At 38.2% G+C, this 25,136-nt stretch carries 24 protein-coding genes and 3 tRNA genes; 19 read left to right on the top strand and 8 right to left on the bottom strand.

Features of this window, described 5'->3' with window-relative positions; all coding sequences use genetic code 11:
* Positions 1 to 3: 3 nt before the first annotated feature.
* Positions 4 to 333 carry a multidrug efflux SMR transporter gene (locus tag C4H12_RS05000; protein ID WP_009410711.1) on the bottom strand — a complete coding sequence of 110 codons (330 nt, stop codon included), beginning with the start codon at positions 331 to 333 and terminating at the stop codon, positions 4 to 6.
* 50 nt (positions 334 to 383) lie between these two features.
* Here C4H12_RS05000 and C4H12_RS04995 point away from each other — a divergent pair, with 50 nt between their 5' ends.
* The 8 genes from C4H12_RS04995 to C4H12_RS04965 all read left to right on the top strand — a co-directional run bounded on the left by C4H12_RS04995 (position 384) and on the right by C4H12_RS04965 (position 6,546).
* Complete coding sequence (locus C4H12_RS04995) at positions 384 to 917, top strand: hypothetical protein (protein ID WP_106097954.1); 534 nt, start codon at positions 384 to 386, stop codon at positions 915 to 917.
* A 17-nt stretch (positions 918 to 934) separates the two neighbouring features.
* Positions 935 to 1,360 carry a hypothetical protein gene (locus tag C4H12_RS04990; protein ID WP_106097953.1) on the top strand — a complete coding sequence of 142 codons (426 nt, stop codon included), beginning with the start codon at positions 935 to 937 and terminating at the stop codon, positions 1,358 to 1,360.
* 226 nt (positions 1,361 to 1,586) lie between these two features.
* Positions 1,587 to 1,910, top strand: a complete 324-nt coding sequence (locus C4H12_RS13820) for a hypothetical protein (RefSeq protein ID WP_254424815.1) — start codon at positions 1,587 to 1,589, stop codon at positions 1,908 to 1,910.
* Positions 1,847 to 2,425 carry a hypothetical protein gene (locus C4H12_RS04985; RefSeq protein WP_254424814.1) on the top strand — a complete coding sequence of 193 codons (579 nt, stop codon included), beginning with the start codon at positions 1,847 to 1,849 and terminating at the stop codon, positions 2,423 to 2,425. Before C4H12_RS13820 ends, C4H12_RS04985 begins: the two co-directional genes overlap by 64 nt.
* Positions 2,426 to 2,561: 136 nt before the next feature.
* Complete coding sequence (locus C4H12_RS04980) at positions 2,562 to 3,467, top strand: ABC transporter ATP-binding protein (protein ID WP_106097952.1); 906 nt, start codon at positions 2,562 to 2,564, stop codon at positions 3,465 to 3,467.
* Positions 3,468 to 3,572: 105 nt separating this feature from the next.
* Entirely contained in the window at positions 3,573 to 4,310 is a 738-nt protein-coding gene (locus tag C4H12_RS04975) for an ABC transporter ATP-binding protein (protein ID WP_106097951.1), read from the top strand.
* A 3-nt stretch (positions 4,311 to 4,313) separates the two neighbouring features.
* Complete coding sequence (locus C4H12_RS04970; RefSeq protein ID WP_106097950.1) at positions 4,314 to 5,420, top strand: ABC transporter permease; 1,107 nt, start codon at positions 4,314 to 4,316, stop codon at positions 5,418 to 5,420.
* Positions 5,421 to 5,427: 7 nt separating this feature from the next.
* The gene (locus C4H12_RS04965; RefSeq protein ID WP_106097949.1) at positions 5,428 to 6,546 is read left to right on the top strand and encodes an ABC transporter permease; all 1,119 of its coding nucleotides are present in this window, start codon (positions 5,428 to 5,430) and stop codon (positions 6,544 to 6,546) included.
* A 97-nt stretch (positions 6,547 to 6,643) separates the two neighbouring features.
* On the opposite strand, the gene C4H12_RS04960 is transcribed toward C4H12_RS04965, so the two are convergent.
* Both C4H12_RS04960 and C4H12_RS04955 read right to left on the bottom strand, forming a co-directional pair.
* Positions 6,644 to 7,729, bottom strand: coding sequence for a hypothetical protein (locus C4H12_RS04960; RefSeq protein ID WP_106097948.1), 1,086 nt, complete (start codon positions 7,727 to 7,729; stop codon positions 6,644 to 6,646).
* A 25-nt stretch (positions 7,730 to 7,754) separates the two neighbouring features.
* Positions 7,755 to 8,072 carry a DUF4298 domain-containing protein gene (locus C4H12_RS04955; protein WP_106097947.1) on the bottom strand — a complete coding sequence of 106 codons (318 nt, stop codon included), beginning with the start codon at positions 8,070 to 8,072 and terminating at the stop codon, positions 7,755 to 7,757.
* A gap of 312 nt (positions 8,073 to 8,384) precedes the next feature.
* On the opposite strand from C4H12_RS04955, the gene C4H12_RS04945 reads away from it, so the two are divergent.
* From C4H12_RS04945 to C4H12_RS04935, 3 genes are all read left to right on the top strand, one after another.
* Positions 8,385 to 10,937 (top strand): ATP-dependent Clp protease ATP-binding subunit, encoded by a 2,553-nt coding sequence (locus tag C4H12_RS04945; RefSeq protein WP_106097945.1) that lies wholly within the window; start codon positions 8,385 to 8,387, stop codon positions 10,935 to 10,937.
* Positions 10,938 to 10,948: 11 nt separating this feature from the next.
* Entirely contained in the window at positions 10,949 to 11,776 is an 828-nt protein-coding gene (locus tag C4H12_RS04940) for a C40 family peptidase (protein ID WP_106097944.1), read from the top strand.
* 71 nt (positions 11,777 to 11,847) lie between these two features.
* Positions 11,848 to 13,686, top strand: a complete 1,839-nt coding sequence (locus C4H12_RS04935) for a ComEC/Rec2 family competence protein (RefSeq protein WP_254424813.1) — start codon at positions 11,848 to 11,850, stop codon at positions 13,684 to 13,686.
* Here C4H12_RS04935 and C4H12_RS04930 read toward each other — a convergent pair.
* Entirely contained in the window at positions 13,669 to 14,367 is a 699-nt protein-coding gene (locus C4H12_RS04930) for a phosphatidylcholine/phosphatidylserine synthase (protein WP_106097942.1), read from the bottom strand. The genes C4H12_RS04935 and C4H12_RS04930 overlap by 18 nt on opposite strands.
* A 2-nt stretch (positions 14,368 to 14,369) precedes the next feature.
* Positions 14,370 to 15,206, bottom strand: coding sequence for an FKBP-type peptidyl-prolyl cis-trans isomerase (locus tag C4H12_RS04925; RefSeq protein ID WP_106097941.1), 837 nt, complete (start codon positions 15,204 to 15,206; stop codon positions 14,370 to 14,372).
* A gap of 91 nt (positions 15,207 to 15,297) precedes the next feature.
* On the opposite strand from C4H12_RS04925, the gene C4H12_RS04920 reads away from it, so the two are divergent.
* Positions 15,298 to 15,693, top strand: a complete 396-nt coding sequence (locus C4H12_RS04920; RefSeq protein WP_106099433.1) for an RNA-binding S4 domain-containing protein — start codon at positions 15,298 to 15,300, stop codon at positions 15,691 to 15,693.
* Positions 15,694 to 15,706: 13 nt separating this feature from the next.
* Here C4H12_RS04920 and C4H12_RS04915 read toward each other — a convergent pair whose 3' ends face one another.
* Positions 15,707 to 18,052, bottom strand: coding sequence for a thiamine pyrophosphate-dependent enzyme (locus tag C4H12_RS04915; RefSeq protein WP_106097940.1), 2,346 nt, complete (start codon positions 18,050 to 18,052; stop codon positions 15,707 to 15,709).
* Positions 18,053 to 18,173: 121 nt separating this feature from the next.
* Here C4H12_RS04915 and C4H12_RS04910 point away from each other — a divergent pair, with 121 nt between their 5' ends.
* Positions 18,174 to 18,782: a fumarylacetoacetate hydrolase family protein gene (locus C4H12_RS04910; protein WP_106097939.1), complete on the top strand. Its 609-nt coding sequence runs from the start codon at positions 18,174 to 18,176 to the stop codon at positions 18,780 to 18,782.
* 73 nt (positions 18,783 to 18,855) lie between these two features.
* Here C4H12_RS04910 and C4H12_RS04905 read toward each other — a convergent pair whose 3' ends face one another.
* Positions 18,856 to 19,770: a DUF805 domain-containing protein gene (locus C4H12_RS04905; RefSeq protein WP_106097938.1), complete on the bottom strand. Its 915-nt coding sequence runs from the start codon at positions 19,768 to 19,770 to the stop codon at positions 18,856 to 18,858.
* Positions 19,771 to 19,772: 2 nt separating this feature from the next.
* The gene (locus C4H12_RS04900; RefSeq protein ID WP_106097937.1) at positions 19,773 to 20,561 is read right to left on the bottom strand and encodes a tetratricopeptide repeat protein; all 789 of its coding nucleotides are present in this window, start codon (positions 20,559 to 20,561) and stop codon (positions 19,773 to 19,775) included.
* Positions 20,562 to 21,370: 809 nt separating this feature from the next.
* Here C4H12_RS04900 and C4H12_RS04895 point away from each other — a divergent pair.
* The 6 genes from C4H12_RS04895 to C4H12_RS04870 all read left to right on the top strand — a co-directional run bounded on the left by C4H12_RS04895 (position 21,371) and on the right by C4H12_RS04870 (position 25,127).
* Positions 21,371 to 22,810, top strand: coding sequence for a hypothetical protein (locus C4H12_RS04895; protein ID WP_106097936.1), 1,440 nt, complete (start codon positions 21,371 to 21,373; stop codon positions 22,808 to 22,810).
* Between the two features lie 6 nt (positions 22,811 to 22,816).
* The gene (locus C4H12_RS04890; RefSeq protein ID WP_106097935.1) at positions 22,817 to 23,716 is read left to right on the top strand and encodes a hypothetical protein; all 900 of its coding nucleotides are present in this window, start codon (positions 22,817 to 22,819) and stop codon (positions 23,714 to 23,716) included.
* A 159-nt stretch (positions 23,717 to 23,875) separates the two neighbouring features.
* Positions 23,876 to 23,950 (top strand) — tRNA-Val (locus tag C4H12_RS04885).
* Between the two features lie 21 nt (positions 23,951 to 23,971).
* Positions 23,972 to 24,046 (top strand) — tRNA-Val (locus C4H12_RS04880).
* A gap of 38 nt (positions 24,047 to 24,084) precedes the next feature.
* Positions 24,085 to 24,159 (top strand) — tRNA-Val (locus tag C4H12_RS04875).
* A 266-nt stretch (positions 24,160 to 24,425) separates the two neighbouring features.
* Positions 24,426 to 25,127 (top strand): MotA/TolQ/ExbB proton channel family protein, encoded by a 702-nt coding sequence (locus C4H12_RS04870; protein ID WP_106097934.1) that lies wholly within the window; start codon positions 24,426 to 24,428, stop codon positions 25,125 to 25,127.
* The last annotated feature ends 9 nt before the right edge of the window (positions 25,128 to 25,136 follow it).

The following is a 25,136-nucleotide window of genomic DNA, read 5'->3' as shown; positions in this document are numbered from 1 at the left end:
AAATCAGTGTCCATTTGCCTTTGAAAAGAGGTTAATCACAACCACCCCAGCGATGATAAGCAGGGAACCCAATACAAAAGGCAGGTCTATTTTGTTCTTAAAAACAAGAATACTCACAATAGCTGTCAGTACAATCCCCACCCCCGACCAGATAGCGTAGGCTACCCCCAGCGGAATATTCTTGAGGGCTAAGGATAAAAAATAAAAACAAACACCATAAGACAACAGCGATCCTACGGCAAACAACCACTTGGTAAACCCTTCCGATTTACCTAAAAGAGCGGTGGCTAAGACCTCTAAAACAATCGCTAATGTGAGGTATAGGTAATGCATATAAGTATAGTATCTAATTCTGTGGCAAAAATATAACAATTTTACTGAAAATGAAATTAAAACTCATAGAAGACATAAAGCTCACTAAAGAGCTCGTAGACCGAGAACACTTTTTCTCTGTGGGCTATTGCGAAGCAATCGAAACCCATTTGATGAAAGTACTTGTAAGTTGGGTAGCAGGCTATGAACGCTATTACCGGATAAGTGCCGAAGATTACGCTTTGTTCGAAAAAGACCGTCCTGCATTCTACGAATTGTACAAAAACGAGCTCGGTGAGGATAACGAATGCTTTACTCAGAAGTTTATGGGGGCGCAAGCTCTACGCGATTATGACGGTCGTAAGAACTTTCAGATGTGTTACCCCTCAAAGGAAATGAACCCTTTTGGGCATTATGCCTATTGCAACGGAGTACTATATGCTCAAATTCTTTGGGACAAAGGCACTGTATATGTACCCCCTTATCAGAAAGTAAAAACCGCCAACGGCGAGTGGGACTATCCCTTGAGAAAAGATTGTTATATAGAAAAAGACCCCGAAGGCAAAGACCTCTGCTTTTGCCTTGATATAGAAAACCGAAAGTAACCTCATAATTAGTAAATATGTTTGATATAGAAGAATGTAGAATAACCCTTCTCACAGAGTACACATACGAAGTAGCTTACTTAGGAGGGCGTATGTTGTTAAGATATGAAACACAGCCTCCACACGGAGATGAGATTTGCTCAGTATATTTCCCTGAGTCAAACAACGAATTACCCTATTGGTGCTATCTGAGAAATATCAAGCAAATAAGTATAGATAAATCGACCGAAAGTTTCTTTATATCAATAGAAGCCGTGAAACCTCATCAATGGTCAGGCGTTGTAACCCTAATTATTGATCCTAAACACAGTAGATTTGCTTGTTTAGATGACTGGTATCCTTCTGTCAAAGCGGAAGAAAATAAGATTTGTTTTTATAATAGTTACACAGGAAAAGAATATATTTTAGATGATTTCCAACTGCTTAAATGGCAATCATTTTAAGAAAATAACCCCTGCTGGCGCGAGCCTGTGGCTCGTGCCTATCAAAAAAAGAGCTTGTAGCTCATTGGCAAAATCGACAAATTGACAAATCAGAAAAATGAATAATATTACCCAGCAATTGGGCTAGCTGTACTAAAATACTTCCTGAAAGTATTATAATGTGGGTACTTATACTTCTATTGTGGTTAGGTACAAGAAGAAAAGAGAAAAATAAAACCTTTATACTATGATTTACATTGAACAATTTCAAACCCTTACTTCTATTCCTGAAAAACTCAACAGTGGGGATAAACTTATGACTCTTACCGAGGAAGGACTCTCGGTAAAGAACACAAAAACAGGTAAAGAATACTTTATCAAAGGGGATGTGCTCCATTACGAAGAATCTCTAAATCACACCTACCTATGGTGTGCCTTATACAATGAGAATGAGACTTTTACTCTTATGGCTATTGATGAAAATGGCAAAACTATAGCCTCATTGGGATGGAAGACCCTTTTGGTGCAGCGAGTTTATGGCTTACCCATCTGCCTAAAGAAAATGAAGTAACTATTTCCTTATTAGATGGTGCAGGTTGGTCAGAAAGTTACTATATTGCTTTAGAAGGTAATCAACTGAAAATCTATCAAAAACTGCCTGATAGCTACATATATATGTTTCCTCTTGGCAATCGTTCCCTTCTTACTAACTTTGATGACAGACTGATGTTAGCTTCCTATCCCGATTTTGAGATACTAAAAGAAAAACAACTCTCTGATACTGACGGTGAGGGTATACTTAATATATGGCAAGTAGACGAGCATTTTGGTATTTTCTCCAGTACACAAGGAATATGGTATGCCTTTAGTTTAGATACCCTTGAGATTATTAGTGAATGCGTGATAAAAGGTTATGAGCCTATTATAGAGGGAGAATACTATTACTCACACATTGCAGCTCTTATTCCAACACCTGATAAGTTCCTTTTCGAGCATTGGAGTTACCAAGATAAAAAAGAAGAAAGCCAATGGTTTGCTGTGGATAAAGCTTATTTATCTACCCTTATCCAAAAATACCTAAACTAATTGCTAGCGCGAGCTTGTGGCTCGTGCCTACTCCCTGCTGGAGCGAGCCTATGACTCCCTTGCTAGCGCGAGCTTGTAGCTCGTGCCTACCAAGAATAGAGCTTGTAGCTCATAACCAAATTGGAAAATCAGAAAAATGACAAGTATAAATATCCATAACCTCAGCAAGTCCTACGGCGATACCTACGCCGTGCAACACCTTTCCTTAGAAGTCAAAAAAGGTGAACTCTTTGGACTCATCGGTCCCGATGGGGCAGGCAAAACCACCGTCTTTCGGATGCTCACCACCCTCCTCTTGCCTGATGAGGGCACTGCAAGCATCGAGGGTTGGGATATCGTTAAGGATTATAAAGAAATCCGTAAGCACGTGGGCTATATGCCTGGGCGCTTCTCTCTGTACCAAGATCTTACTGTTGAGGAAAACCTCTCCTTCTTCGCTACCGTTTTTGGTACGACTATTTCTGAGAATTACGACCTTATCAAGGATATTTACGATCAGATAAAGCCGTTTAGCAACCGTCGCGCGGGCAAGCTCTCAGGCGGAATGAAGCAGAAATTAGCCCTATGTTGCGCCCTCATTCACAAGCCCAAAGTCCTTTTGTTAGACGAGCCCACCACGGGGGTAGATGTGGTTTCGCGCAAAGAGTTCTGGGAGATGCTGAAGAAACTAAAGGAGCAAGGCATCAGCATACTCGTTTCTACCCCTTATATGGACGAAGCCAGCTTGTGCGACCGCATAGCCTTAATACAATCAGGCAAGGTGCTTTCCACCAGCACCCCCGAGCAAATCATAGCCCAGTACCCCACTGCACTCTATGCTATCAAGGCTCCCGACCTGTACGCACTGCTGAAGCACCTGCGTGAGCACCCCAACATTGATAGCTATTACCCCTTTGGTGAGTACCTACACGTTACTCTCAAAGAAAACACCCACATTCCCATATTCGAGCAACAGCTGAAAACTACCTTCCCCCACCTCGAATGGAAAGCCATTACCCCCACCATCGAGGATAGTTTTATTCGCCTAATGGAAGAAAATTAAAGTATAATAATTCAATAAATAAACACCCCTAAGAAGTAATTCAAATCGCTTTTGCGGTATGTGCTTCCCTCTCCTTGGGAGAGGGGGCAGGGGGAGAGGAACACTATGAACGCAATCCACTGTCATAACCTTACCAAACAATTCGGTGATTTCAAAGCCGTGAACAACATTTCCCTTACCGTTGAAAAAGGCGAAATCTTCGGCTTCCTCGGTGCCAACGGCGCGGGGAAAACCACCGCTATACGCATCTTCTGCGGACTCTCCTACCCTACTTCGGGCGAGGCTACCGTAGCAGGCTTCGATGTCTATCGAGAGCAAGAGCAGATAAAAAAGCACATCGGCTATATGAGTCAGAAGTTTTCGTTGTATGACAACCTCACCGTGCAGGAAAACATCACCTTCTACGGAGGCGTTTATGGCTTGAGTCGCAAGGAAATCAAAACCCGCAGTACCGACCTTATCACCAAGCTTGGCTTGGAGGCAGAAGCCAACAAACTCGTAGGTTCGCTACCACTGGGCTGGAAGCAGAAACTTGCTTTCTCGGTAGCTATCTTCCACCATCCCGAAATTGTCTTCCTCGACGAGCCTACTGGTGGTGTAGACCCGATAACGCGCCGTCAGTTTTGGGATATGATATACGAAGCCTCCGCGCAGGGCATCACTGTATTCGTTACCACCCACTATATGGATGAAGCCGAGTATTGCCACCGCATCAGCATAATGGTAGACGGCAAAGTGGAAGCAATGGATACACCCACCAACCTTAAATCACAGTTTAACACCCATTCAATGGACGAGGTGTTCTACCAACTCGCCCGTAAAGCAAAACGTTCAGCAGACTAAACAATGAAACAGCTCATCGCCTTTATACGCAAGGAATTCTATCACGTATTCCGCGACCGTCGTACACTACTCATACTCTTTGGTATCCCCATAGCGCAGATTATCCTTTTCGGTCAAGCCCTCAGCAGCGAGGTCAAGAATATTGGTATCGCTGTATTAGATGAGGCTAACAATACCTATAGCCAAGAAATTACACACCGCTTGCAGGCAAGTCCGTATTTTAAGCTAAAAGACCCTCTGTTCCATTACAATCAAGTAGAAGACCAATTCAAGCGTGGCACCATAAAAGCGGCGCTCATCTTCCCTCCCGATTTCGGCAAAGACCTCTACACCCCCAGTGGTACCTCGCTACAACTCATCACCGATGGCAGCGACCCCAATACGGCTAAAACGGTGCAAAACTACTTCTCGGCTATGGTAGCGAGCTACCAGCAAGAGCTGAACCCTGCTGTGCAACTACCTTACCAGATAACCGTTGAAAACCGAATGCTGTACAACAAGGAGCAGAATGGCTCTATGAACTTCGTTCCTGGGGTGATTGCACTCGTCTTTATGATAGTGAGCACTGCCCTCACCTCGGTAGCGGTGGTGCGCGAAAAAGAGTTAGGCACTATGGAAATCCTCTTGGTATCGCCTTTCAAACCTATAATGATACTCATTGCCAAAGCCGTGCCTTACCTTATTCTCTCGCTCATCAACTTCACCGTGATACTCCTGCTATCGGTCTATATGCTCGATGTCCCGATACGTGGCAATTTGCTGTTGCTGTACGCCGAAAGCACTTTGTTTATCATCATCTGTTTGTCGTTGGGGCTACTCATATCCACCGTTACTGCTTCACAGCAAACGGCTATGCTCATCGCTATGATGGGAATGATGCTCCCTACGGCTTTCTTTACCGGCTTTATGTTCCCCATAGAGAATATGCCTCTTATCTTTCAGGGAATATCCAAAGTCTTCCCCTCAAGTTACTACTACGCTATCGTGAAGAAAGTAATGCTCAAGGGATTAGATTTCACTTACGTATGGAAAGAAACGCTGATATTAATAGCAATGGCGGTAATTTTCTTAAGCCTTGCAATGAAGAAGTTTAAGATTAGATTACAATAAAGAAGAAATGAAAACCTTATCATTTATACTCCAAAAAGAATTTAAGCAGATATTCCGAGATAAGACGATCTTGGCAATGATGCTTGTGGCACCTATGATGCAACTGATTATACTGCCTTTGGTTGCCAATTTCGACGTGAAGAATATCAACCTTGTGTATATCGACCACGACCAGAGTCCATATTCGCACGAGCTCATACAGAAGATTACTGCGTCAGGGTACTTTAAGCTCGTAGACGCTCCTTTCTCTTATAACGAAGGTATCGCCCTGATAGAAGACGGCAAAGCTGATGTAGTTTTGGAAGTCCCCGAAGGTTTTGAGCGCAACCTCGTACGCGAAGGAAAGCAACCTCTCGGTGTCTCTATCGATGCCATTAACGGGAGTAAGTCGTCGTTAGGAGGGGCGTATTTGCTTTCGGTGATACGCGACTTCAACACTCAGCTCGATATAAATGTAAAAGCACCCCAACGCATAGGCAATGTAGCCAAACTCAACGTGGAGAGTACCCATTGGTACAATCCCTATATGCAATACACGCGCTATATTGTTCCAGGCATTTTAGCTATATTACTCACCATTATCGGGGGCTTTCTTTCAGCTCTCAATGTAGTTAAAGAAAAGGAAATAGGCACTATCGAGCAGATTAATGTAACGCCTATTAAGAAGTGGCAGTTTATATTGGGCAAGCTCATACCCTTTTTGGTAGTAGGGATCATTCTTTTTACCTTGGGACTCACCGTGATGTATATAGTATACGGCATCTTCCCCGCAGGGAATCTACTCACCTTATACGCCTTTGCGATAATGTACCTCATCGCAATTCTCGGCTTCGGACTGCTCGTCTCCACTTATGCTAATTCGCAGTTGCAGGCTATGTTTATCGCCTATTTCTTTATAATGATCTTCCTACTGATGAGCGGTTTTCTCACCAGCGTAGATAGTATGCCTGCGTGGAGTAAGCAGGTGAGTAATGCCATTCCGATAACCCATTTTGTGAATGCGATGCGCCTTATTGTGCTGAAAGGCAGTAGTTTTGGACAATTACATATAGAGTTCTTGTATTTGGTAGGCTTTGCAATACTGCTGAACAGCTGGGCAATTTGGAACTATAAGAAAACGAGTTAGTATACACTTATTAATCATTTAGTGATTGAAAAAGAGAGAGGCTGCCTGATAAGGCAGCCTCTTTGTTATTGTTATGTAATAGGATGATAGTTATCCGCTATTTCTTTTTGATGATAAATACAGGACAGATTCCATAGGAAAGGATTTTATTTGGTGCAAAGAGAGCATATTCTAACTGTGGATGGGTATATACATCGTATTCGCCACAATTTTCTAAGATACCTCCGTACATACGAAAGTAGCTGGTTTTATCTTTCATTATATTTTCATCATCATATATACTTTCTTCGTTCTTAAGACCAAAAGTTTTTCCGTTTACTTGTAGTTTGAAGAATAAAATTCCTTTTTCCCAAGTACTAAGATGAGATATGGAACCGCCCCCTATGGTAGAACCTCTATGACTACCTCTTTCTTCTACTTTAAAATATTCAGGGATAAACTTATCACGTTTTTTACTTTCCTCTTTAGGTATAAACTCCCGTTCTCTTCGTAAAAAGATACCTATACTTTTTCCTTCTTGTATTTTCTTTTCAGAATACTTCTCGCTTATTCCATATTTTAACTCTTTCCAATCAAAATAGTCGACTTTTGTAGGAAAGTAGCTCCACTTATTATCTTTGAAGAAGAAAAATGTATTATTTATGATATTATAATAAGGGGATTGGTCTTTTATCTCTTCTAAGTAAAAGTTTTCTTGAGTTTCGATATTCCACTGCTCGGAATGAGGAACTAATTCCATTTCTTTAAAAGATTTATCACCATCTATTGCCCAAGAGGAATAACGTTTTCCTTTGAAATCTATCAGATAATCGCCGTAAAACTTGTCTAAAGGATGTTCTGTACCGTCTAATTGCTTGGTTTCGATTTTATCAATAACATTTCCTTTTTGGTCATATTTTAAGTAGCCTATAGGGTTATCATCTTCTATAATAAGTTCATTTTTCTGATTGATAAAAGCATATTCTATCTTTTTATTTTTTCCTTCGGGAAGCATTACCATTGTATTCCCTTGGTAGGAAATAGGATTTTGATTGATATCTACATATTTTTGATACTTAGAGGGTGAGGTTTTATCGGGAGTATTTTTATCAACAGCATTGTTAGTAGAACATCCTATTAGGGAATGGGATGCCAAAAGTGCTATAAATATACCCTTAACAATTAAAAAGCCTATTTTTGACATAATTTTTACTTTTTAGGTTTTGAAATTACTCATTCCACTTTCTAGCATTGATGCTATCCAGTAACGGTTGGAAAGCATCGGCAAGGTCGAACTGAGTGCCTATGGCATCAAAAATGGCATCTTGGGTGAGTACCCATTGCGGTACCTCGTCTGGAATTTTGCCGTCATTGCTATCGAAATAGTCTTCACGCCATTGAGGGCTGTCGTAATATGCTTCCAGAGCCTCATACTCGGGTTGTATGGCTTTCCATTCTTCTAAAAGGGTTTCGGCATTGGTAAGGATTGCCTCTAATCGTAAGAGGATATCGTTCATTTTGTGGATGTTTTCGTATCGGGTATTCATTTGAAATATTTTTTATTAGAGAGCAAAGGTAAGAAATAATTTGTGATTTGCAAGTTAGTTGTTAGGTTTTTGGGGGTGCGGAATAGGAGGGGAGAGGAAGGGGAAGTTTATCAACTATCCTTCGTTTATAGTTCGTTTATCCTTCGTTATTCGTTCGTTCAGGGTAGGGGGTGGAGTAGGGGAGGGTGTGTTTTTGTTTTGGGGCGGATGGAAGGATGATAGAGATAGGGGAAGCTGGGGGTAAAAAATGTAGGAAGGGTATTGTTATTTTGAAAAAAAATTGTACCTTTGCAGCACTTATGAATTAAAATTATGAATGATAATTTTTCGGCTCGTGTGAAGCGAGTTATCACATATAGCAAAGAAGAAGCTGTTAGGTTGGGGCAATCGACAGTGGGGACTGAGCATTTCATTTTGGCGATCATTCAGGAGAATGAGGGGAAGGCTATTGAAATTTTGCAAAGTTTGAACACTGATATGGATAGGCTAAGGCAGCATATTCATACACTGACATCGGCGCGAGGGCTGAATCCGCCTAACTTTAATACGATTCATTTTACGGTGCAGGCAGAAAGGGCTTTGCAGGCTACTTATCTTGAGGCGAAACGTACCCAAACCAATACTATTAATACGGGGCATTTGTTGCTGAGTATCCTCAGGAATGAGAATGATCCTACTACAAAGGTTTTTGCTAAATTGGGGGTGAATTATGAGTTGGTAAAGAGTAAGTTTGACATAGAAAAAGGGGATACCCTTAGCATTACCGTGCCTAATGGAGATGGTACGGTTACTATGCCTCCTAAAGCTGAGGAAGAGTACACACGAGATTACCGCTTGCCACACGAAACGCGTACTTATAGAAACCCACAGAATAACCCTACGGCACCTAAGAAACTGACGGTATTGGAGAGTTTTGGTCGTGATTTGACGACTTTGGCTGAAGAAGGAAAACTTGACCCTGTGATAGGGAGAGAGAAGGAAATAGAGCGAGTATCGCAGATATTGGGAAGAAGGAAGAAGAATAACCCGCTGCTGATAGGAGAGCCAGGGGTAGGGAAGAGTGCTATAGCAGAAGGATTGGCTTTGCGCATTATAAAGAGAAAAGTGGCACGGGGTTTGTTCAACAAACGTGTTATCTCACTTGATTTGGCATCATTGGTGGCAGGTACGAAATATAGAGGTCAGTTTGAAGAACGGCTAAAGGCAATAATGAATGAACTTGAAAAGAATAGAGATATTATTCTTTTTATAGATGAAATACACACATTGGTAGGAGCAGGAGGAGGTACCGGTAGCTTGGATGCATCGAATATGTTTAAACCAGCCTTGGCAAGGGGAGAGATACAATGCATAGGGGCTACGACACTTGACGAATACCGCCAATCGATAGAAAAAGATGGTGCTTTGGAACGCAGGTTCCAGAAGGTGTTGGTAGAGCCCACGAATGTGGAAGAGACAATTCAGATTTTGCGTAATATAAAAGGGAAATATGAGCAGCATCACAATGTTATTTATACCGATGAAGCTATAGAGGCTTGTGTAAAGCTTACTAATAGATATCTTACAGATAGATATTTGCCTGATAAAGCGATAGATGCATTAGATGAAGCAGGCTCACGCATTCATATTACTGAGGTGAAGGTGCCTAAGTATATTACTGAAGTGGAAGAACGCTTAGACAAGGCGATGCAAGCTAAAAACGAAGCAGTATCAAAGCATTTTTTTGAAGATGCTGCGAGTTATAGAAATAACCAAAAACTGATAGAGAACTCACTTATTGAACTGAATAAACGTTGGGAAGAAGAAACTAAGAACAGCCGCTGTACAGTTACAGAAGCTCATATAGCTGATGTGGTATCGATGATGAGTGGAGTACCTATGAATAGGATAGCCCAAACAGAGATGAATAAACTCTCAAACCTATCGGATACGATGAAAGCAAAAATCATTGGTCAGGATGAGGCAGTAGAGAAAGTAGTGAAGGCTATAAAGCGTAATAGAACGGGGCTAAAAGACCCTAATAAGCCTATAGGCTCATTCATATTTCTAGGTCCTACAGGGGTAGGAAAAACCCAACTGGCAAAGATACTTTCTAAAGAGTTGTTTGACTCTGAAGATACGATGGTACGCATAGATATGAGTGAGTATATGGAGAAATTCTCTACAACTAGGCTAATAGGGGCACCTCCGGGTTATATAGGTTACGAAGAAGGAGGGCAGCTTACTGAGAAAGTGCGTAGGAAGCCTTATTCGGTAGTGCTTTTGGATGAGATAGAGAAGGCGCACCCTGATGTGTTCAATATGCTATTACAAGTACTAGATGATGGTTTTTTGACCGATAGTTTAGGAAGGAAGATAGATTTTAGAAATACTATTATCATTATGACTTCCAATATTGGAGCACGACAAGTGAAGGAGTTTGGACAGGGTGTAGGCTTTGGAACATCGGCACGTATGGCGCAGACAGAATCTAATGAGAAATCAATCGTAGAGAATGCACTTAAGAAAGTATTTGCACCGGAGTTTTTGAATCGTATAGATGATGTGATAACCTTTAATTCACTTAGTAAAGAGAATATATTTAAGATTATTGATTTGGAACTAAGCAAGCTTTATTCACGTGTGAATGATTTGGGGTATGGATTGCAATTAAGCCAAAAAGCTAAAGATTTTCTAGCAGAAAAAGGTTATGACAAGCAATATGGAGCCCGCCCACTGAAACGAGCTATACAGAAGTATGTGGAAGACATACTAGCTGAAGAAATAGTATCAGACCAAGTACACCAAGGAGATAACATAGAGTTTGAACTAGATGAACGCTCAGAGCGATTGTTCATAAAAGAAAAAGAAAGAATATTTATTTAATCCTATAATTTATGTATGTAATAAGATTTTTAAGCCTGTTTGCATTATTATTTTGCTTTACGGCTTTTGCGCAGCAACCCACAACAAGTAAAAAGAAAGCCAAGACGGCTACTGAAAAAATAGTATCTAATAAATCAACTGCTAAAAAAACATACGCACCACCTAAGAAAAAGAAGACTGTAGCATCGGCAAGCAAGAAGAAAACAGTTACACCTTCAAAAAAACGCAAGGTAGCTACACATCGCCCATACGCTAAGAAGAGAACAGTAGCATCAGCTAAAAAAAGAAATAAGAAAACTACTAAAGCCCCAGTACAATATGCTGAGAATACAGCTACAACAGCTGAAGATTTAGAAGAAGATTTGGAAGATGATGACTTGATGGAAGAGCCAGAAGCTTTAGATGCAGAGGCAGATATAGCTATTACAACCTTATCGGAAGCTAAAGAAGCTACAACACAGCAAAAACTATTGTTAGACACAGCATTTTCGTATTTAGGAACTCCATATCGTCATGGAGGTGTTACGCGCAAAGGAATGGATTGTTCAGGCTTTGTAAGTACTGCATTTAAATCAATTGATATACCTCTTTCACGTTCATCACAAGAGATGGTAACCCAAGGGAAGAAGATAAAGTTAGAGAACGTAAAAGTAGGTGATTTGTTATTTTTTAAGACCTTACGCAATAAGAAACGCATTTCACACGTAGGTATGGTAGTAGATGTAGAAGGAGGGGAAGTGAAGTTTATCCACGCTTCATCAAAGCGTGGAGTAGTAATATCATCAATGAGTGATGCGTATTACAAGAAAGCTTTCCGCATAGCTAAGCGCGTGATGTGAGATATGTAAATTTACCCATATTAACAATTTTAGTTGGAATTATAGGAGGTATCGCTATTACAAATATAGCGATGCTTCCTTTTGTTTTTATTTTAGCTATATGTGGAGGACTGTTGTTGAGCTTGGCATTACACCAATGGATGTTTCATAACAGATATAGCTTTAGGTATGGATTGCTGCTGCATAGTTTTTTAGCTTCGGTAGCTATAGGAATGCTTTTGGTAGCAGTGCACACACCTGCTAATGCCCCACAACACTATACCCATCAACTTACAACTAAACAAAGCTATGTGTTACAAGGGCGTGTGTTAAAACAAGTTTCTAAAACTTCATTTGGGGATACATTTAGAGTACAATTACTTGCTGCTGATAATAAAAAAGTGAGTGGAGATATATTATGTTTTTTTCCACGAAGTAAGGATAGTGTAAAAGTAAATAGCTTACACTATAAGGATGAAATTTTCTTTCTAGGCGAAGTGAAGCCTATAGCTCCTCCACAACCTTATCAGTTTGACTATAAACAGTATATGGAACGACAAGGTGTGTATGGTCGTACTGTAGCTAAAGGATTTATTATTAGAAAGAAAGGAGAGGGAAAGGGGTATGTTCAGCAAATACGAGGGTATTTTAGTAAACTTATTGAGGCTAATTTTGAAAAAGAAACATCTCAATTATTACAAACCTTATTACTAAGTAAACGCACTGATTTGAGTAACGAACTCCTACAAAGTTATATAGATGCTGGAGCAGTTCATATTTTAGCTATATCAGGCTTACATGTGGGAATTATTACGATGATATTACTATTTCTTATTCAAAGGTTGCCTAACAGTAGTAAAGGTTACCAATGGTTGAGATATATCATTTTGCTTGTAGGTTTGTGGAGTTTTACCCTAATAGCAGGTAGTACACCTTCGGTATTGCGAGCGACAGTTATGTTTAGCTTTATAGGTTTGTACTTTTTGTCACGTAACCCACAAGGGAGATTTGACGCTCTTATTGTATCTATGCTTGTATTACTGCTTATCAATCCATTTTATTTGTATGAAGTAGGATTTCAGCTTAGTTATGCAGCAGTATTTTCAATATTGACTTTTTACCCAGCTATTATGAAGTGGTGGTATCCAGAGAATAAATTTTTGCGGTGGGTATGGCAACTGTTAGTAGTAGGTTTTACAGCTCAGATAGCTGTAGTACCTATTAGCTTGTACTATTTTCATCAGTTTTCAGGTTTATTTTTTGTGTCTAACTTATTAGTAGTACCTTTATTGCAGCCAGTACTTATTCTTAGTATTATAGCTTTGTTATTAGGAGCTTTATTAGGTTATGTACCTTCTTTATTAGTTATGATAATCAGAGATTTTGTAGCTATAATGAATACTTTGATAAGGAGTATAGCAGGGCAGGAAGATTTTATTTTGCGAAATATACCTTTTAATACACTTTTATTGTTAGCAAGTTTACTACTAGTTGCAGCTCTTGTGTATTGGAGACATTTTCGTAGTTATAGGTCAGTAGTATTGATATTGCTTAGTATATTGCTACTACAAGGAGTGTTGTTCTATAATAAATACCAGTTAACTACTACTGATGAGATGCTCATATTTACTAGGTTTAATGAAAAAACAATAGTGATTAGACAAGGTAACAGGTTAGATGTATTTCAATCAGATACTTTAGAATTGAATTCTATGGTTCAGAATTATATTAAAAAGATAGGGGTAAATGATATTAGGATAAAGAAGTTTCCTAATGTATTATGTTATAACAAAAAAAATTACTTGCTTATAGATAGTTTGGGAATATACCCAATCTCAAAGCAAGTAGTGATTGATAGTGTTATTTTCTTACAACAGACGCCTAAAATCAATTTAGATAGAATGAAGCAGAATTTATCGCTGCGGTATTAATGATAGCCCAATATACAATAAAATAATTAGAGGAATAGCTATGAACTTACATATAATTATTAGTACTATACTAAGAGCTAAGAAAATATATTTTAAGACGTTATTCTTAAAACTATAATCTTTAAATTTTAGGGCAAATAAAGGTAAATTTGCATTCAGCATATAAGTACTGAGTAAGGTAATACTTAATAAAAACCACTTATTGTACAAAACAGTATTGAGCCACTCGTTAGGTTGGTAATATAAAATAAGTGGAATAGAAAGTATAAGAAGCGTATTAGCGGGAGTAGGCAACCCTATAAAACCAGAAGTTTGACGGGTATCTATATTGAAGTTAGCTAATCTATACCCAGAACTTAAAGTGATAAGAAAGCCAGCATAAGGCAAGAGAGTAGTCCATTGAGCTTCAATATTTATAACACTTCCTTTAAGTAACTGGTACATCACAATACCAGGTACTACGCCTGAGGTTACCATATCAGCAAGAGAATCCAATTGTAAACCAATATCTGATTTTACATTTAGTAATCGGGCAAAAAATCCGTCAAAAAAATCAAAAAAAATGCCTATAGCTACCCATAAGGCAGCTATAGTTGGATAATCCTGTACTGCATATACTATTGCTATACAGCCACAAAAAAGATTGCCTAAGGTAATAATATTAGGTATATATTTCTTCATAATTATTTACAATCAGCGTCTAAATAGTCTGGAAGGTAGGTGTTATCTTTTTTAGCATCACAATCAGGGTAGGAGATGATACCATATTGGTCACGTTCAATTTCATTGATAGAAGGTTTACCATCATGGTCGTGATCAGCACGTTTTGTTGAGATTAGGTTTACAGTAAAAATAAGTGGAGAATAAGCAGGAATTTTGCTTTGTACATTGTTAAAATAACCTAACCCTGAAGGTATAAAAAAGACACCTATACCACCATCTGTAGGTATTGTATAGGTACCATCATTATTAGGGATTAGTTGGTTACTTGATGATGATTTAAGCAGAGCAATTCCTTCACGAAAACCTTTGATAACTCCTGCTTGTCTTGAGTTGGTAATATTACCAATAAGATCAAACCAATAACCTGTAGTTTGAGTAGAACTTTTATCAAAAACACTTAAATCCAATAGCTGACCTTTGTAATTCACATATACTGAGTCTGCTATAGTAGTGGTAGTGCCTGTACCTTCTTGCAAAATCATATAATATAAAGTATGCCGTACTCGCTTATTGTTAGCATCATACACATCCAATTCCATTTGTTTTAAGTTAGAATTTGCAAATATTGATTCAGTTGTATTGCTAGTAGTAGCAAATGTAACAGTTTCTGAAATTGTAGTTGTAGGTGTAAAAGTGTAGGTATGTGTTTTAAGAAAGTTTTCAATAGCTACTTTGTTTTCATTCCATACCTCAGTTACATCACGAGGAGGGGTTGTAGTACTATTATTATCATTTTTCTTACATGAGGTTGCAAGTAGTAAGGTTATTGCACCAATAATGAATATGGTTTTCTTCATTGTTTATAATATTGTTTTTGTTTTAAATTTTGCAAAATTGCAATTAATTGTTAATTTTGCGCTTATTACTCTTGTTTTAAATGCTAAAGTTATGCGAATTGATAAATATTTATGGTGTGTGCGCTATTTCAAAACACGCAATTTGGCTACCGAAGCCTGTAAAAAAGGACATATTAAAGTAAATGGTGAGGCTGTGAAACCTTCCCGTGAGGTATACAAAACAGATACCATTATTGTTCGTAAGAACCAAATTAATTACGAACTTTTAGTACTTGATATTCCTGAAAGTCGTGTAGGAGCTAAATTAGTAGATCTTTATAGACAAGATAAAACTCCTGCTGAGGCTTTTGAACAAGCTGAACTACAAAGATTAGCACAAGATTATTACCGAGAAAAAGGTGAAGGCCGACCTACTAAAAAAGACCGTCGTGCTATTGATAATCTCCTTAACGACTTTCAGGAAGACACCCCTGACGAACTGCTATAAGGGGTCTTTTCCCTTATAACAATGCGGGATATTTACTAGGGTTTACTTCGTGCATAATGCTATATATCTTCTCAATAATACTATCAGCATTAGGTTTTGAAAAATAATCACCATCAGTAGCATAGGCAGGTCGGTGGTTACCTGCTGCCAATGTTTGTGGAGCACTATCCAAATACTGATAAGCATTTTGTTCTTCTACTATCTTCTGCAAAATATATGCCGAAGTTGCTCCTGGCATATCTTCATCTACTACCAAAAGTCTATTTGTTTTAGCTATACTCTTCACAATGTCATGATTAACATCAAAAGGAGCTAAACTTTGAGCATCAATAATTTCAATATCAATACCTAAAGCAGCCAATTCGTCTGCTACTTCACATACAATACGCAATGTCGATCCGTATGATACCACAGTTATATCTTTCCCTTCACGCAAAGTTTCTACCACTCCTATTGGTGTTTTGAATTCGGTAAGGTTTGTAGGCATAGTCTCTTTTAACCTATAACCATTCAAGCATTCAACCACTACAGCTGGTTGGTCACTTTCCAAAAGGGTGTTGTAAAAACCTGCTGCTTTGGTCATATTTCGCGGAGTAAGAATACAAATACCTCTTAAGGAGTGTAATAATACCCCCATAGGAGAGCCTGCATGCCATATTCCTTCCAAACGATGTCCACGAGTTCTTACTATCAGAGGGGCTGATTGTCGCCCAAAAGTCCGATAATGCAAGGTAGCCAAATCATCACTAAGGGTTTGTAAGCCGTAAAGGATATAGTCTAAATATTGTATTTCAGCTATAGGTCGCAAGCCACGCATTGCCATACCAATACCTTGTCCTATGATAGTAGTTTCTCTGATACCAGTATCTGATACTTTAGTAACTCCGTATTTTTTCTGTAAGCCTTCTAAGCCTTGATTTACATCCCCTATATTTCCTACATCTTCTCCAAAAATAAGCACATTAGGATATTTACCAAGTAGGGCATCAAAGTTTTCTCTCAGTACTACTCGCCCATCTACTTGTTCTGCTTCAGCAGCATATTCAGGAAGAACTTCTTTAATATGCATTGGGCTGTGAGCACTTTCTGTATACACATATTTGCTGTATTTAGGCTCATTTACTTTCAGATAGTCAGTTACCCAAGTACGTAAGGCTTCTACGTTATATCCTTCTTTCAAAAAGCTGCGTAAGGCTTTACGTGCTACATTCATTATTGCTTTCCGTGATAGGGTGGCTATAGCTGCTATTTCATCAGCAAAACCACTGTTAGGAACAATACTATTTAGCATATTTATTAGCTCAGAACGTTCATTTTCAAAAGGCCTCATATAGGCTTCCCACGCTTTTTTCTTACCATCGCGTACGCGTTTTTTAGCAGCTTCATCTATTGCCGAAAGTTCTTCCTCAGTAGCATAACCTTCTCCTATAATCCACTCACGCATTTTAGCTATACAATCAAAGTCGTGTTCCCATTGTAATCGCTCAGGACTTTTATATCGTTCGTGTGAGCCCGATGTAGAGTGCCCTTGAGGTTGGGTAAGTTCAGTAACGTGTACCAATACAGGCACGTGTTCCTCACGGGCTATTTTAGCTGCTTTTTGATATACCTTGTATAAGGCAGGGTAATCCCAACCTTTTACCACAAATATCTCAAAGCCTTTATGTTTTGCATCACGCTGAAAGCCTTTCATCACTTCCGAAATGCTTTCTTTGGTAGTATGATACTCTTTAGGTACCGAAATACCATACTCATCATCCCAAACCGACATTACCATTGGTACTTGTAACACACCAGCAGCGTTTAAGGTTTCAAAAAAGTGTCCTTCACTGGTACTAGCATTACCTATAGTACCCCAAGCTACTTCATTGCCGTGGTTTGAAAATCCTTCTGCTTGAGCATTAGGTAGTTCTCTGTATACTTTTGAGGCTTGTGCCAATCCTAAAAGGCGAGGCATTTGTCCTGCGGTACATGATATATCACTACTGCTGTTTTTTTGTTTCAGCAAGTCTTTCCATTCGCCGTTTTCATCTAAGCTATGGGTGGAAAAGTGTCCGCCCATTTGTCTACCAGCACTAGTTGGATCTGCTTCTATATCAGCGTGTGCGTATAATCCAGCAAAAAAATTCTCTACCGTATGTACTCCCAGCGCCATCATCAGCGTTTGGTCACGGTAATAACCACTACGGAAGTCACCATCAGCAAAAGCCCTTGCCATAGCTACTTGTGGCACTTCTTTGCCATCGCCAAAAATACCAAATTTAGCTTTACCAGTAAGCACTTCACGCCTACCCATCAAACTACATTCTCTACTTTCTACCGAAATCCGGTAATCGTTTAAAATATCTTCTTTTTTCATCAGTATACAACTTTTGTTGGTTGATAAATAACACGGCAAATATACAACATTTTTTATAACCAGCCAACATTATTCCATTTTATTTTTTACTTTTGCTTTCTGAATCAAAAAATATCACATAATGAAGCTCATTTGTATAGGCAAAAATTATGCCACTAAAAAAGAAGAAACAACGCAAAAACCAGCTAATTTCGTCGTTTTTACCAAACCTGATACCGCTATTCACAACCCCGAATTACCGTATTATATACCAGAGTTCACCCGTGAATTGTCCTATGAAGCCGAACTTATCATAAAAATTAACCAAAATGCTAAATGTGTTGCCGAAAAATTTGCTCATAAGTATTATGATGAAATAGGCTTAGGTATCGATTTTACTGCTTGTGATTTACAGCAACAGCTCATAGCCAAAGGTTTGTCATGGGAACTTTCTAAAGCCTTTGATGGCTCTGCCGTTGTAGGGAAATTCTTGAAGAAGGAAACCTTGGGTGATTTGCATTCTCTGTCTTTTCATCTGCAAAATAATGATCAAACAGTACAACAAGGTAACAGCTCTCTTATGTATTGGCATTTTGATGCTATCATTGCCGAAGTAACTAAGTATTTCACACTGCGCAAAGGCGACCTTATTTTTACCGGTTCCCCTGTAGCAGCCGTTCCCGCTGCACCCAACGATGTTTTAGAAGGATTTTTAGGTAATGAAAGTTGTTTTAAGCTGAAAATTAAGTAACCTTACAACTTGTATAAAACAAAAATCTCACACAGTTTAATGTAAATTGTGTGAGATTTTTGTTTGTAATATTTTAAAATATTAAATGAGCATATTTCTTCCAGCTTTCTGCCCTCCGGTAGTTTTCAGCACATCCAAAAGGTACATATATTACTTGTATTCTATCGTCATTATACCCAAAATCACCCTCTAATACTGGGGGAGTACTGCCTTTGAAAACAAGTTTCATAGGGCAATTTTTGCCAAAAATATATTCACCTATAAATTGTAACTTCTCAGGGAAAGCAAAATCTTTTAATGAGTCACAGCCATCAAATGCATATTTGCCAATAGTATCAAGGTTTTCAGCAAACTCTATCCTGCTCAGTTTGTTACAGTCATAAAACACGTCTTTACCTATACTTGTAATTTTGGTTAGCACAGGGTCCGAAGGCATATCAATTATAGTTGCTTCAGTATTAAACCATTTCATAAGTGTTTTTCCATCAGGACTCACTACATAATATTGTGATGCTGTAGCCGATTGGTTTGAGAACGAAGTGTTTGTAGCCTTATCCCTAGCTGATTCCGAAGTATAACTCTCTTTATTTTCAGTGGTTTCTTGTTCAGTTTTAGTCTTTTCAGCAGTAGGAGCAGCAAAAGGATCCTTGTTAAATACAGACGAACCAAAAGGTGCTACTTTCTTAGGATTTTCACCATATTTATTATCCCCCACAGTACCTTCTACAAAAATCAGTACAATAGGATTGTAAATAGGAATCAGAGCCATCCAACCAGGTTGGTCCATATCATGGCATCGCTTTGCTCCTTGCAAGATTATAATTATTAAAATAAATATGTTTAGAGCAGAGTTTGTAAGGAACGAAAAAAAATAAAAAAACTCAGTAAAAAAATGCATGCTAATAAAGCAAAAGTAGCATATTAGCAAAGTAAGCCCATATTCAAAGCGCCTAATACGTCCTTGTGGTGAAAAAACATTCTTGAACATACCTAAGGTTTCATTTTTTCCAATAATTCACAAGCTCTCTTATTAAAGTTTTTGCACGCTTTTTCTACCCAAAAAGTAGCACGAGCAAATGATTTATCTACTCCTTTACCTTGCTGATAGCAAAGTCCTAACAGTAGTTGGGCTTCTTTATCTCCTTGGTTAGCAGCCTTTTCGTACCACACCACAGCCTTTTCGTATGATTGTGATACCCCTTTACCTTGGAAGTAACAAGTAGCCAAGTCGCGTTGTGCATCTATATCTCCTTGTGCAGCAGCCTTTTCAAACCACATTACAGCATCATTGTCCGATTGTGTAACCCCCTGTCCACGCCAGTACGCATACCCTAAAAGGCTTTGCGCTTCCGCATGTTGTTGGTCTGCAGCCTTTTGCCACCATTCCACAGCTTTACTATCCGATTGCGGAACTCCTTGTCCTTTGTAGTAGCAGATGCCCATTTTAGTTTGACCTTCTGCAAATCCTTGGTTGGCTGCGCGTTCAAACCACTCGGCGGCTTTCTTATATGATTGTTCAGCTCCTTGGCCTTTATAATAAAAAATTCCCAATCTCGTTTGTGAGCGCGGGTCACCTTGGTTAGCAGCCTTCTCATACCAATATACAGCCTTTTGGTATGATTGAGCTACACCTGTGCCTCGTTCGTAATTGATTGCCAAAAGCTGTTGCGATATAACATCGCCTTTACTCGCCTTCACAACCAATGATTGTATATCGTCTCGTTGAGCATAACCCAAAACGCACGATAAAAAGCACAAAAGTAATGTAAATTTCTTCATTTTATAAAAGCTAATAACTATCTAACTAGCAATTTATAAAGCATAAATTACTATAAATATTGAGTTGTTATTGTTGTAGGGGGCAAAGATATAACAAATATTTATAATACACAAGAAAAAAATGATATTTTTAATTATTCGCCATTATTCCTGCATTATTCATTACTCACTCACCCCCCTCCACCTCATAACTACTAATGCCTATCCCAAAAAAACTAATTTCTCCTAGCTAAAATAATCTTTTTTCTCATTTTTATTGCCAATATTTCAAAAATTGTTAGCCCTGTATCACTTTTTTCATAAAATTACAAACTATTGATAATCAGATTTTTTTATTTCCATCCTCACCCTAGCCACCTCCCAGCTATTCCTTAGTTTGAACGAACCTATAACGAAGGATAAACGAACTATAAACGAAGGATACTCCTTACTTCACTGATAACCAGCTCTATTAGTATAAAACAACGTTTTTGAAAACAATAAACATATTGTATGTAAATTAAATGTTAAATAATTGCTAAAACAGTAGATTTTTAACATTTTAAGACATTAGGGTAGTACGATGTCTAAAAAACTTTTGTTTTACAATAGTTTTAAAGTTAAATTTTTGTTAAATATATTTTTAGATATTGTTTGTTTAAAATATTTTTTATTACCTTTGCGGTGTGATAAAGAAATAAAAAGAAATTTATTACCTATTTAAACAAACAAAAATTAAAACGTTATGAAGAACCAATTTAAAACACTATTATTGGCAGTAGCAGTCCTTGCTTTTACCCACTGCCAGCGTGAGGAGCTAACTGAACCTCTTGCCCCCCGAAACAACTGCTTCAACCAATGAGCCTGTGAGCTTTACCGAAGCCAAGACCCTTTTTGAAGCAACCCAAGCCCAAAGCCACAAAGGCAGTGCTGCTGCACGAGGCATAACCCCTGAGCTTAGTTTGCAGCCCCATTGGGAGTATTTTAAGCAGACCCAAACACCCGACCGAGAGGCATACTCTAAAGTACCTGTTACTGTTGGCAGTGGTGAGTTAGATACTCAGATGTTGTTCATCAATAAAGTAGGGTATACTGAGCACTACCTCTTCATTACCCAAGTAGATAGCCTAACCCCTGATAGGCGTATTGTAGATGCTGACTTCTATTTGTTAAGTCCTACAGGTATTTTTATAAGTGCTTATCGTATGAAAGATGGACGTATTACACACCAGTTAGTACCTAAAGAAAGAGGATTTTACCAATTAGTGATAGAAGAGCATCGGGCGTTTCATAGGAAGAAAAAGCCCGTATTGTTTTTAAAGATAGATGATGGAGGTTGGGGCTGTACAGAATGTAGTGATGATGACGAAAAAGAAGTGAGATTAGGTGTGATAAATACTGATAAAAACAATGTTGGTAAAGAGAAAGGAGGCTTCCGTAATGATTTTGAATTAGAAGAAGTTGTAGTAACAGGAAAAAGAGAGCGTAAAACAGAATATCCTTATTATCAAGACCCCTATAAAAGTTTTCATAAATACGATAACTCCAATTCCAATTATAATGAATATGATAATGGAGATTTAGGGATTGCCATTACAGGAGGAGAGAATAATTCGCCTAAGCCTGAAGAGAAAATAAAAGATACTCTTACAAACCCTTGTGCCCTCGCTGTATTAGATGAGATTCGTATTACTTTAAATGATGATATAGCACATTTGATTAGAGATGTTTTTGGTAGTAGTGAAGGTTTTAATATTATAGTTTATAATAAGCCTTTTGCTGGTACAGAACATGAAAAAGAAACTGCTTATTCAAAAACTCCTAGTGCTAGTAAATACCATCTAAAAGGGGAAATATATTTAAGTGATGAGATGTTAGCTACAGCTACAAAAGAGTATATTTTAGCAACTCTCTATCACGAAATGTTGCATATTTATCTTAATTCTCAAAAACAATTATTAGGTGAAGCTGAATTTTACCGTCAGTACCCTTCAGTGAAAAAGAAATATTTGTCTATAGGAAATGGACAGCAGTTTAAAGTATATAATTTTATACAAACAGATAATCACGATAGATTTGTAACATTTGTGGAAAAGTTAGCACAAACAATTACTAATTATAATCCTAACATTCCGTTAGCTACTGCACGAGCTATGGCGAAAGTAGGTATAGTGGAGGAGTCTTCTCTTTCTAATGATGAAAAGCTTCTTGATCAAGGACAAAGATTAGGAACTGATAAAACGGGAAATAGTTGCAAACCAAAACCATAACAACAAATGAAACACCTACTTTACATCTTACTTTTCTGTTCTTGTGTCCTCAAAGCACAAGAACAGAAATATATACTATTAGATAGTATTACGGCATATTACAAAGTAAAGCAGTACACTTTAGATACTTCGCCTTATGGAGTGAAAAGCACTATTGAGATATATAATGTATTTTCAAAATTCTATGGAAAAGAAGCAGGATTAGATTATATAGTGCTCATCTCAGTTACTCCTGATTTTGATAATGGAACTAACTGGGAAGAAGTGAATCTTGAAAAGTTTGAAAATAGTTTATTCAATGCTAAAGATTTATTTAAAGATATTCATAATCTTGTTTTAGATGGTAGCACCCGTAAAATACCCAGCAATATTAATGCTTGGAAAGTATATCCAAAATTGGTAAAGAAGGAAGGTAATAAGTATTATGCAGCTAAAAATACTTGGATAGAGTCTTTTTATTGTATGGAAGCTCCTCAAGAAATTGTCGCATCAGGAGGTTATGTTATAAATACACAACAACCTATTTTGTCAGCCGAAAAACTAAAAAAACTCTATGAAAAGAATTTTTCTACTAATGGGCTGTCTCCATTTGAGTTATTAGGTAGGTGTGAGATGAGTGTAGTGCCATTGTATTTAGAACATATTTACCTTACAAATGTAGAAGAAAAAGGGAAAGATACTATTTACAGTTTTTATCAGTTAACAGGACACGAGAATAGACATATTTATCGCTTTGCTTATATCAAAAATAAAGGTATTGTAGCTGGTGGTTATGATGATTTTTTTCACCGCCAAAGGTATTATGGCAAATGGGGAGCTAAAGAATACACTCCGCTAAAACTTAATGAGCTTCTTTGGGCTGAAGAACTGAAAAAAGAATGGGAAACAAAAACTGATAAACAATAAATTTAAGTAGGACTGTAAATTCGTATTATCTGTTTAATATTTTATCTACTGATTATCAAATATTAAAGAAAGTTACTAAAAACTTTTTTTGAAAAAAGTGTCAAAAAAATTTGCAGGTTTCAAAAAAAGCAGTACCTTTGCACCCGATTTCAAAAGTAAGGGTTCTTAGCTCAGCTGGTTCAGAGCATCTGCCTTACAAGCAGAGGGTCACTGGTTCGAATCCAGTAGGACCCACTTACTAAACAAAACTTATTGGGGTTCTTAGCTCAGCTGGTTCAGAGCATCTGCCTTACAAGCAGAGGGTCACTGGTTCGAATCCAGTAGAGCCCACTTAATTTTGGATTTTATTGTTGTTTTCATAATTGAAAGGATTCTTAGCTCAGCTGGTTCAGAGCATCTGCCTTACAAGCAGAGGGTCACTGGTTCGAATCCAGTAGAGTCCACTCCCTAAAGGCTATTTGTCAGTAATGATAAATAGCCTTTTCCCTTTTTGTACCCCAATTCACCAGCCTCTCCCTCTTCCTAATAACCCCTAAAATAACCTCCTCACTCTCCCTAATTCTCCATCTAAGCCTAAAGCAAATACTATTATTAAAATCCTCATTATCAGTCTAAAATGAATAACATTATTTTTTTTTAAACATTCTTCATTGCTATTTAATAATTATTGTGTACTTTTGCGAGATTTTTATTGATAAACAAAAATATTATGTTAGGATTACAAACTTCTATGGGTATTGCTACCAGTACAGCCGATACCACCCCCTTAGTACAAGAAAAAACTCTTTCTGTAATGGATATGATTATCAATGGGGGTACAGGTAACATTATTATTATAGGCGTCCTATTTCTGATGCTCGCCGTTGCCCTATTCATCTACTTTGAACGCCTCTTCGCTATCAAAGCCGCTTCACACGTCGATAAAACTTTTATGTATAAAATACGCGATAGTATCGCTTCGGGTAAATTAGATGCTGCCAAAATGCTTTGCCTACAAACCAATTCTCCCGTAGCTCGACTTATCGAAAAAGGCGTTTCTCGCATAGGCAAACCCCTCGAAGATATCAATAAAGCCATTGAAAATGCAGGAACTTTGGAAGTTTATAAACTCGAAAAAAATACAGCTATCCTAGCCACCATAGCAGGTGCCGGACCTATGATCGGATTTTTAGGCACGGTTGTTGGTATGATTATGTCGTTCCACGAAATGGCTTCAGCAGGTGGCCAAGCCGAAATGGGCGCACTCGCAGGTGGTATCTATACCGCTATGGCTACTACCGTTGCAGGGCTTATAGTCGGCATCGTTGCCTACGTAGGCTATAACCACTTAGTAGTTAAAACCGATAAAATCGTACACCTAATGGAAGCCAATGCTGTCGAGTTCCTCGACCTTTTGAACGAACCCCTATAACACCTTAAT

Origin of the sequence: Capnocytophaga sp. oral taxon 878 (assembly GCF_002999135.1) — a bacterium.
GTDB lineage: Bacteria > Bacteroidota > Bacteroidia > Flavobacteriales > Flavobacteriaceae > Capnocytophaga.
Note: the sequence above shows the minus strand (reverse complement) of the source record. Positions and strands in the feature narration are given on the sequence as shown.

Bases quoted from the DNA above. Each gene is read 5' to 3' on its own strand.
- C4H12_RS04920 (WP_106099433.1), top strand. From the start codon at position 15,298: ATGCGAATTGATAAATATTTATGGTGTGTGCGCTATTTCAAAACACGC.
- C4H12_RS04930 (WP_106097942.1), bottom strand. From the start codon at position 14,367: ATGAAGAAATATATACCTAATATTATTACCTTAGGCAATCTTTTTTGT.
- C4H12_RS04960 (WP_106097948.1), bottom strand. From the start codon at position 7,729: ATGTCAAAAATAGGCTTTTTAATTGTTAAGGGTATATTTATAGCACTT.
- C4H12_RS04915 (WP_106097940.1), bottom strand. From the start codon at position 18,052: ATGAAAAAAGAAGATATTTTAAACGATTACCGGATTTCGGTAGAAAGT.
- C4H12_RS04970 (WP_106097950.1), top strand. From the start codon at position 4,314: ATGAAACAGCTCATCGCCTTTATACGCAAGGAATTCTATCACGTATTC.
- C4H12_RS04935 (WP_254424813.1), top strand. From the start codon at position 11,848: ATGCTTCCTTTTGTTTTTATTTTAGCTATATGTGGAGGACTGTTGTTG.
- C4H12_RS13820 (WP_254424815.1), top strand. From the start codon at position 1,587: ATGATTTACATTGAACAATTTCAAACCCTTACTTCTATTCCTGAAAAA.
- C4H12_RS04945 (WP_106097945.1), top strand. From the start codon at position 8,385: ATGAATGATAATTTTTCGGCTCGTGTGAAGCGAGTTATCACATATAGC.
- C4H12_RS04965 (WP_106097949.1), top strand. From the start codon at position 5,428: ATGAAAACCTTATCATTTATACTCCAAAAAGAATTTAAGCAGATATTC.
- C4H12_RS04975 (WP_106097951.1), top strand. From the start codon at position 3,573: ATGAACGCAATCCACTGTCATAACCTTACCAAACAATTCGGTGATTTC.
- C4H12_RS04870 (WP_106097934.1), top strand. From the start codon at position 24,426: ATGTTAGGATTACAAACTTCTATGGGTATTGCTACCAGTACAGCCGAT.
- C4H12_RS04900 (WP_106097937.1), bottom strand. From the start codon at position 20,561: ATGAAGAAATTTACATTACTTTTGTGCTTTTTATCGTGCGTTTTGGGT.
- C4H12_RS05000 (WP_009410711.1), bottom strand. From the start codon at position 333: ATGCATTACCTATACCTCACATTAGCGATTGTTTTAGAGGTCTTAGCC.
- C4H12_RS04955 (WP_106097947.1), bottom strand. From the start codon at position 8,072: ATGAATACCCGATACGAAAACATCCACAAAATGAACGATATCCTCTTA.
- C4H12_RS04995 (WP_106097954.1), top strand. From the start codon at position 384: ATGAAATTAAAACTCATAGAAGACATAAAGCTCACTAAAGAGCTCGTA.
- C4H12_RS04925 (WP_106097941.1), bottom strand. From the start codon at position 15,206: ATGAAGAAAACCATATTCATTATTGGTGCAATAACCTTACTACTTGCA.
- C4H12_RS04980 (WP_106097952.1), top strand. From the start codon at position 2,562: ATGACAAGTATAAATATCCATAACCTCAGCAAGTCCTACGGCGATACC.
- C4H12_RS04910 (WP_106097939.1), top strand. From the start codon at position 18,174: ATGAAGCTCATTTGTATAGGCAAAAATTATGCCACTAAAAAAGAAGAA.
- C4H12_RS04940 (WP_106097944.1), top strand. From the start codon at position 10,949: ATGTATGTAATAAGATTTTTAAGCCTGTTTGCATTATTATTTTGCTTT.
- C4H12_RS04985 (WP_254424814.1), top strand. From the start codon at position 1,847: ATGGAAGACCCTTTTGGTGCAGCGAGTTTATGGCTTACCCATCTGCCT.
- C4H12_RS04905 (WP_106097938.1), bottom strand. From the start codon at position 19,770: ATGTTCAAGAATGTTTTTTCACCACAAGGACGTATTAGGCGCTTTGAA.
- C4H12_RS04890 (WP_106097935.1), top strand. From the start codon at position 22,817: ATGAAACACCTACTTTACATCTTACTTTTCTGTTCTTGTGTCCTCAAA.
- C4H12_RS04990 (WP_106097953.1), top strand. From the start codon at position 935: ATGTTTGATATAGAAGAATGTAGAATAACCCTTCTCACAGAGTACACA.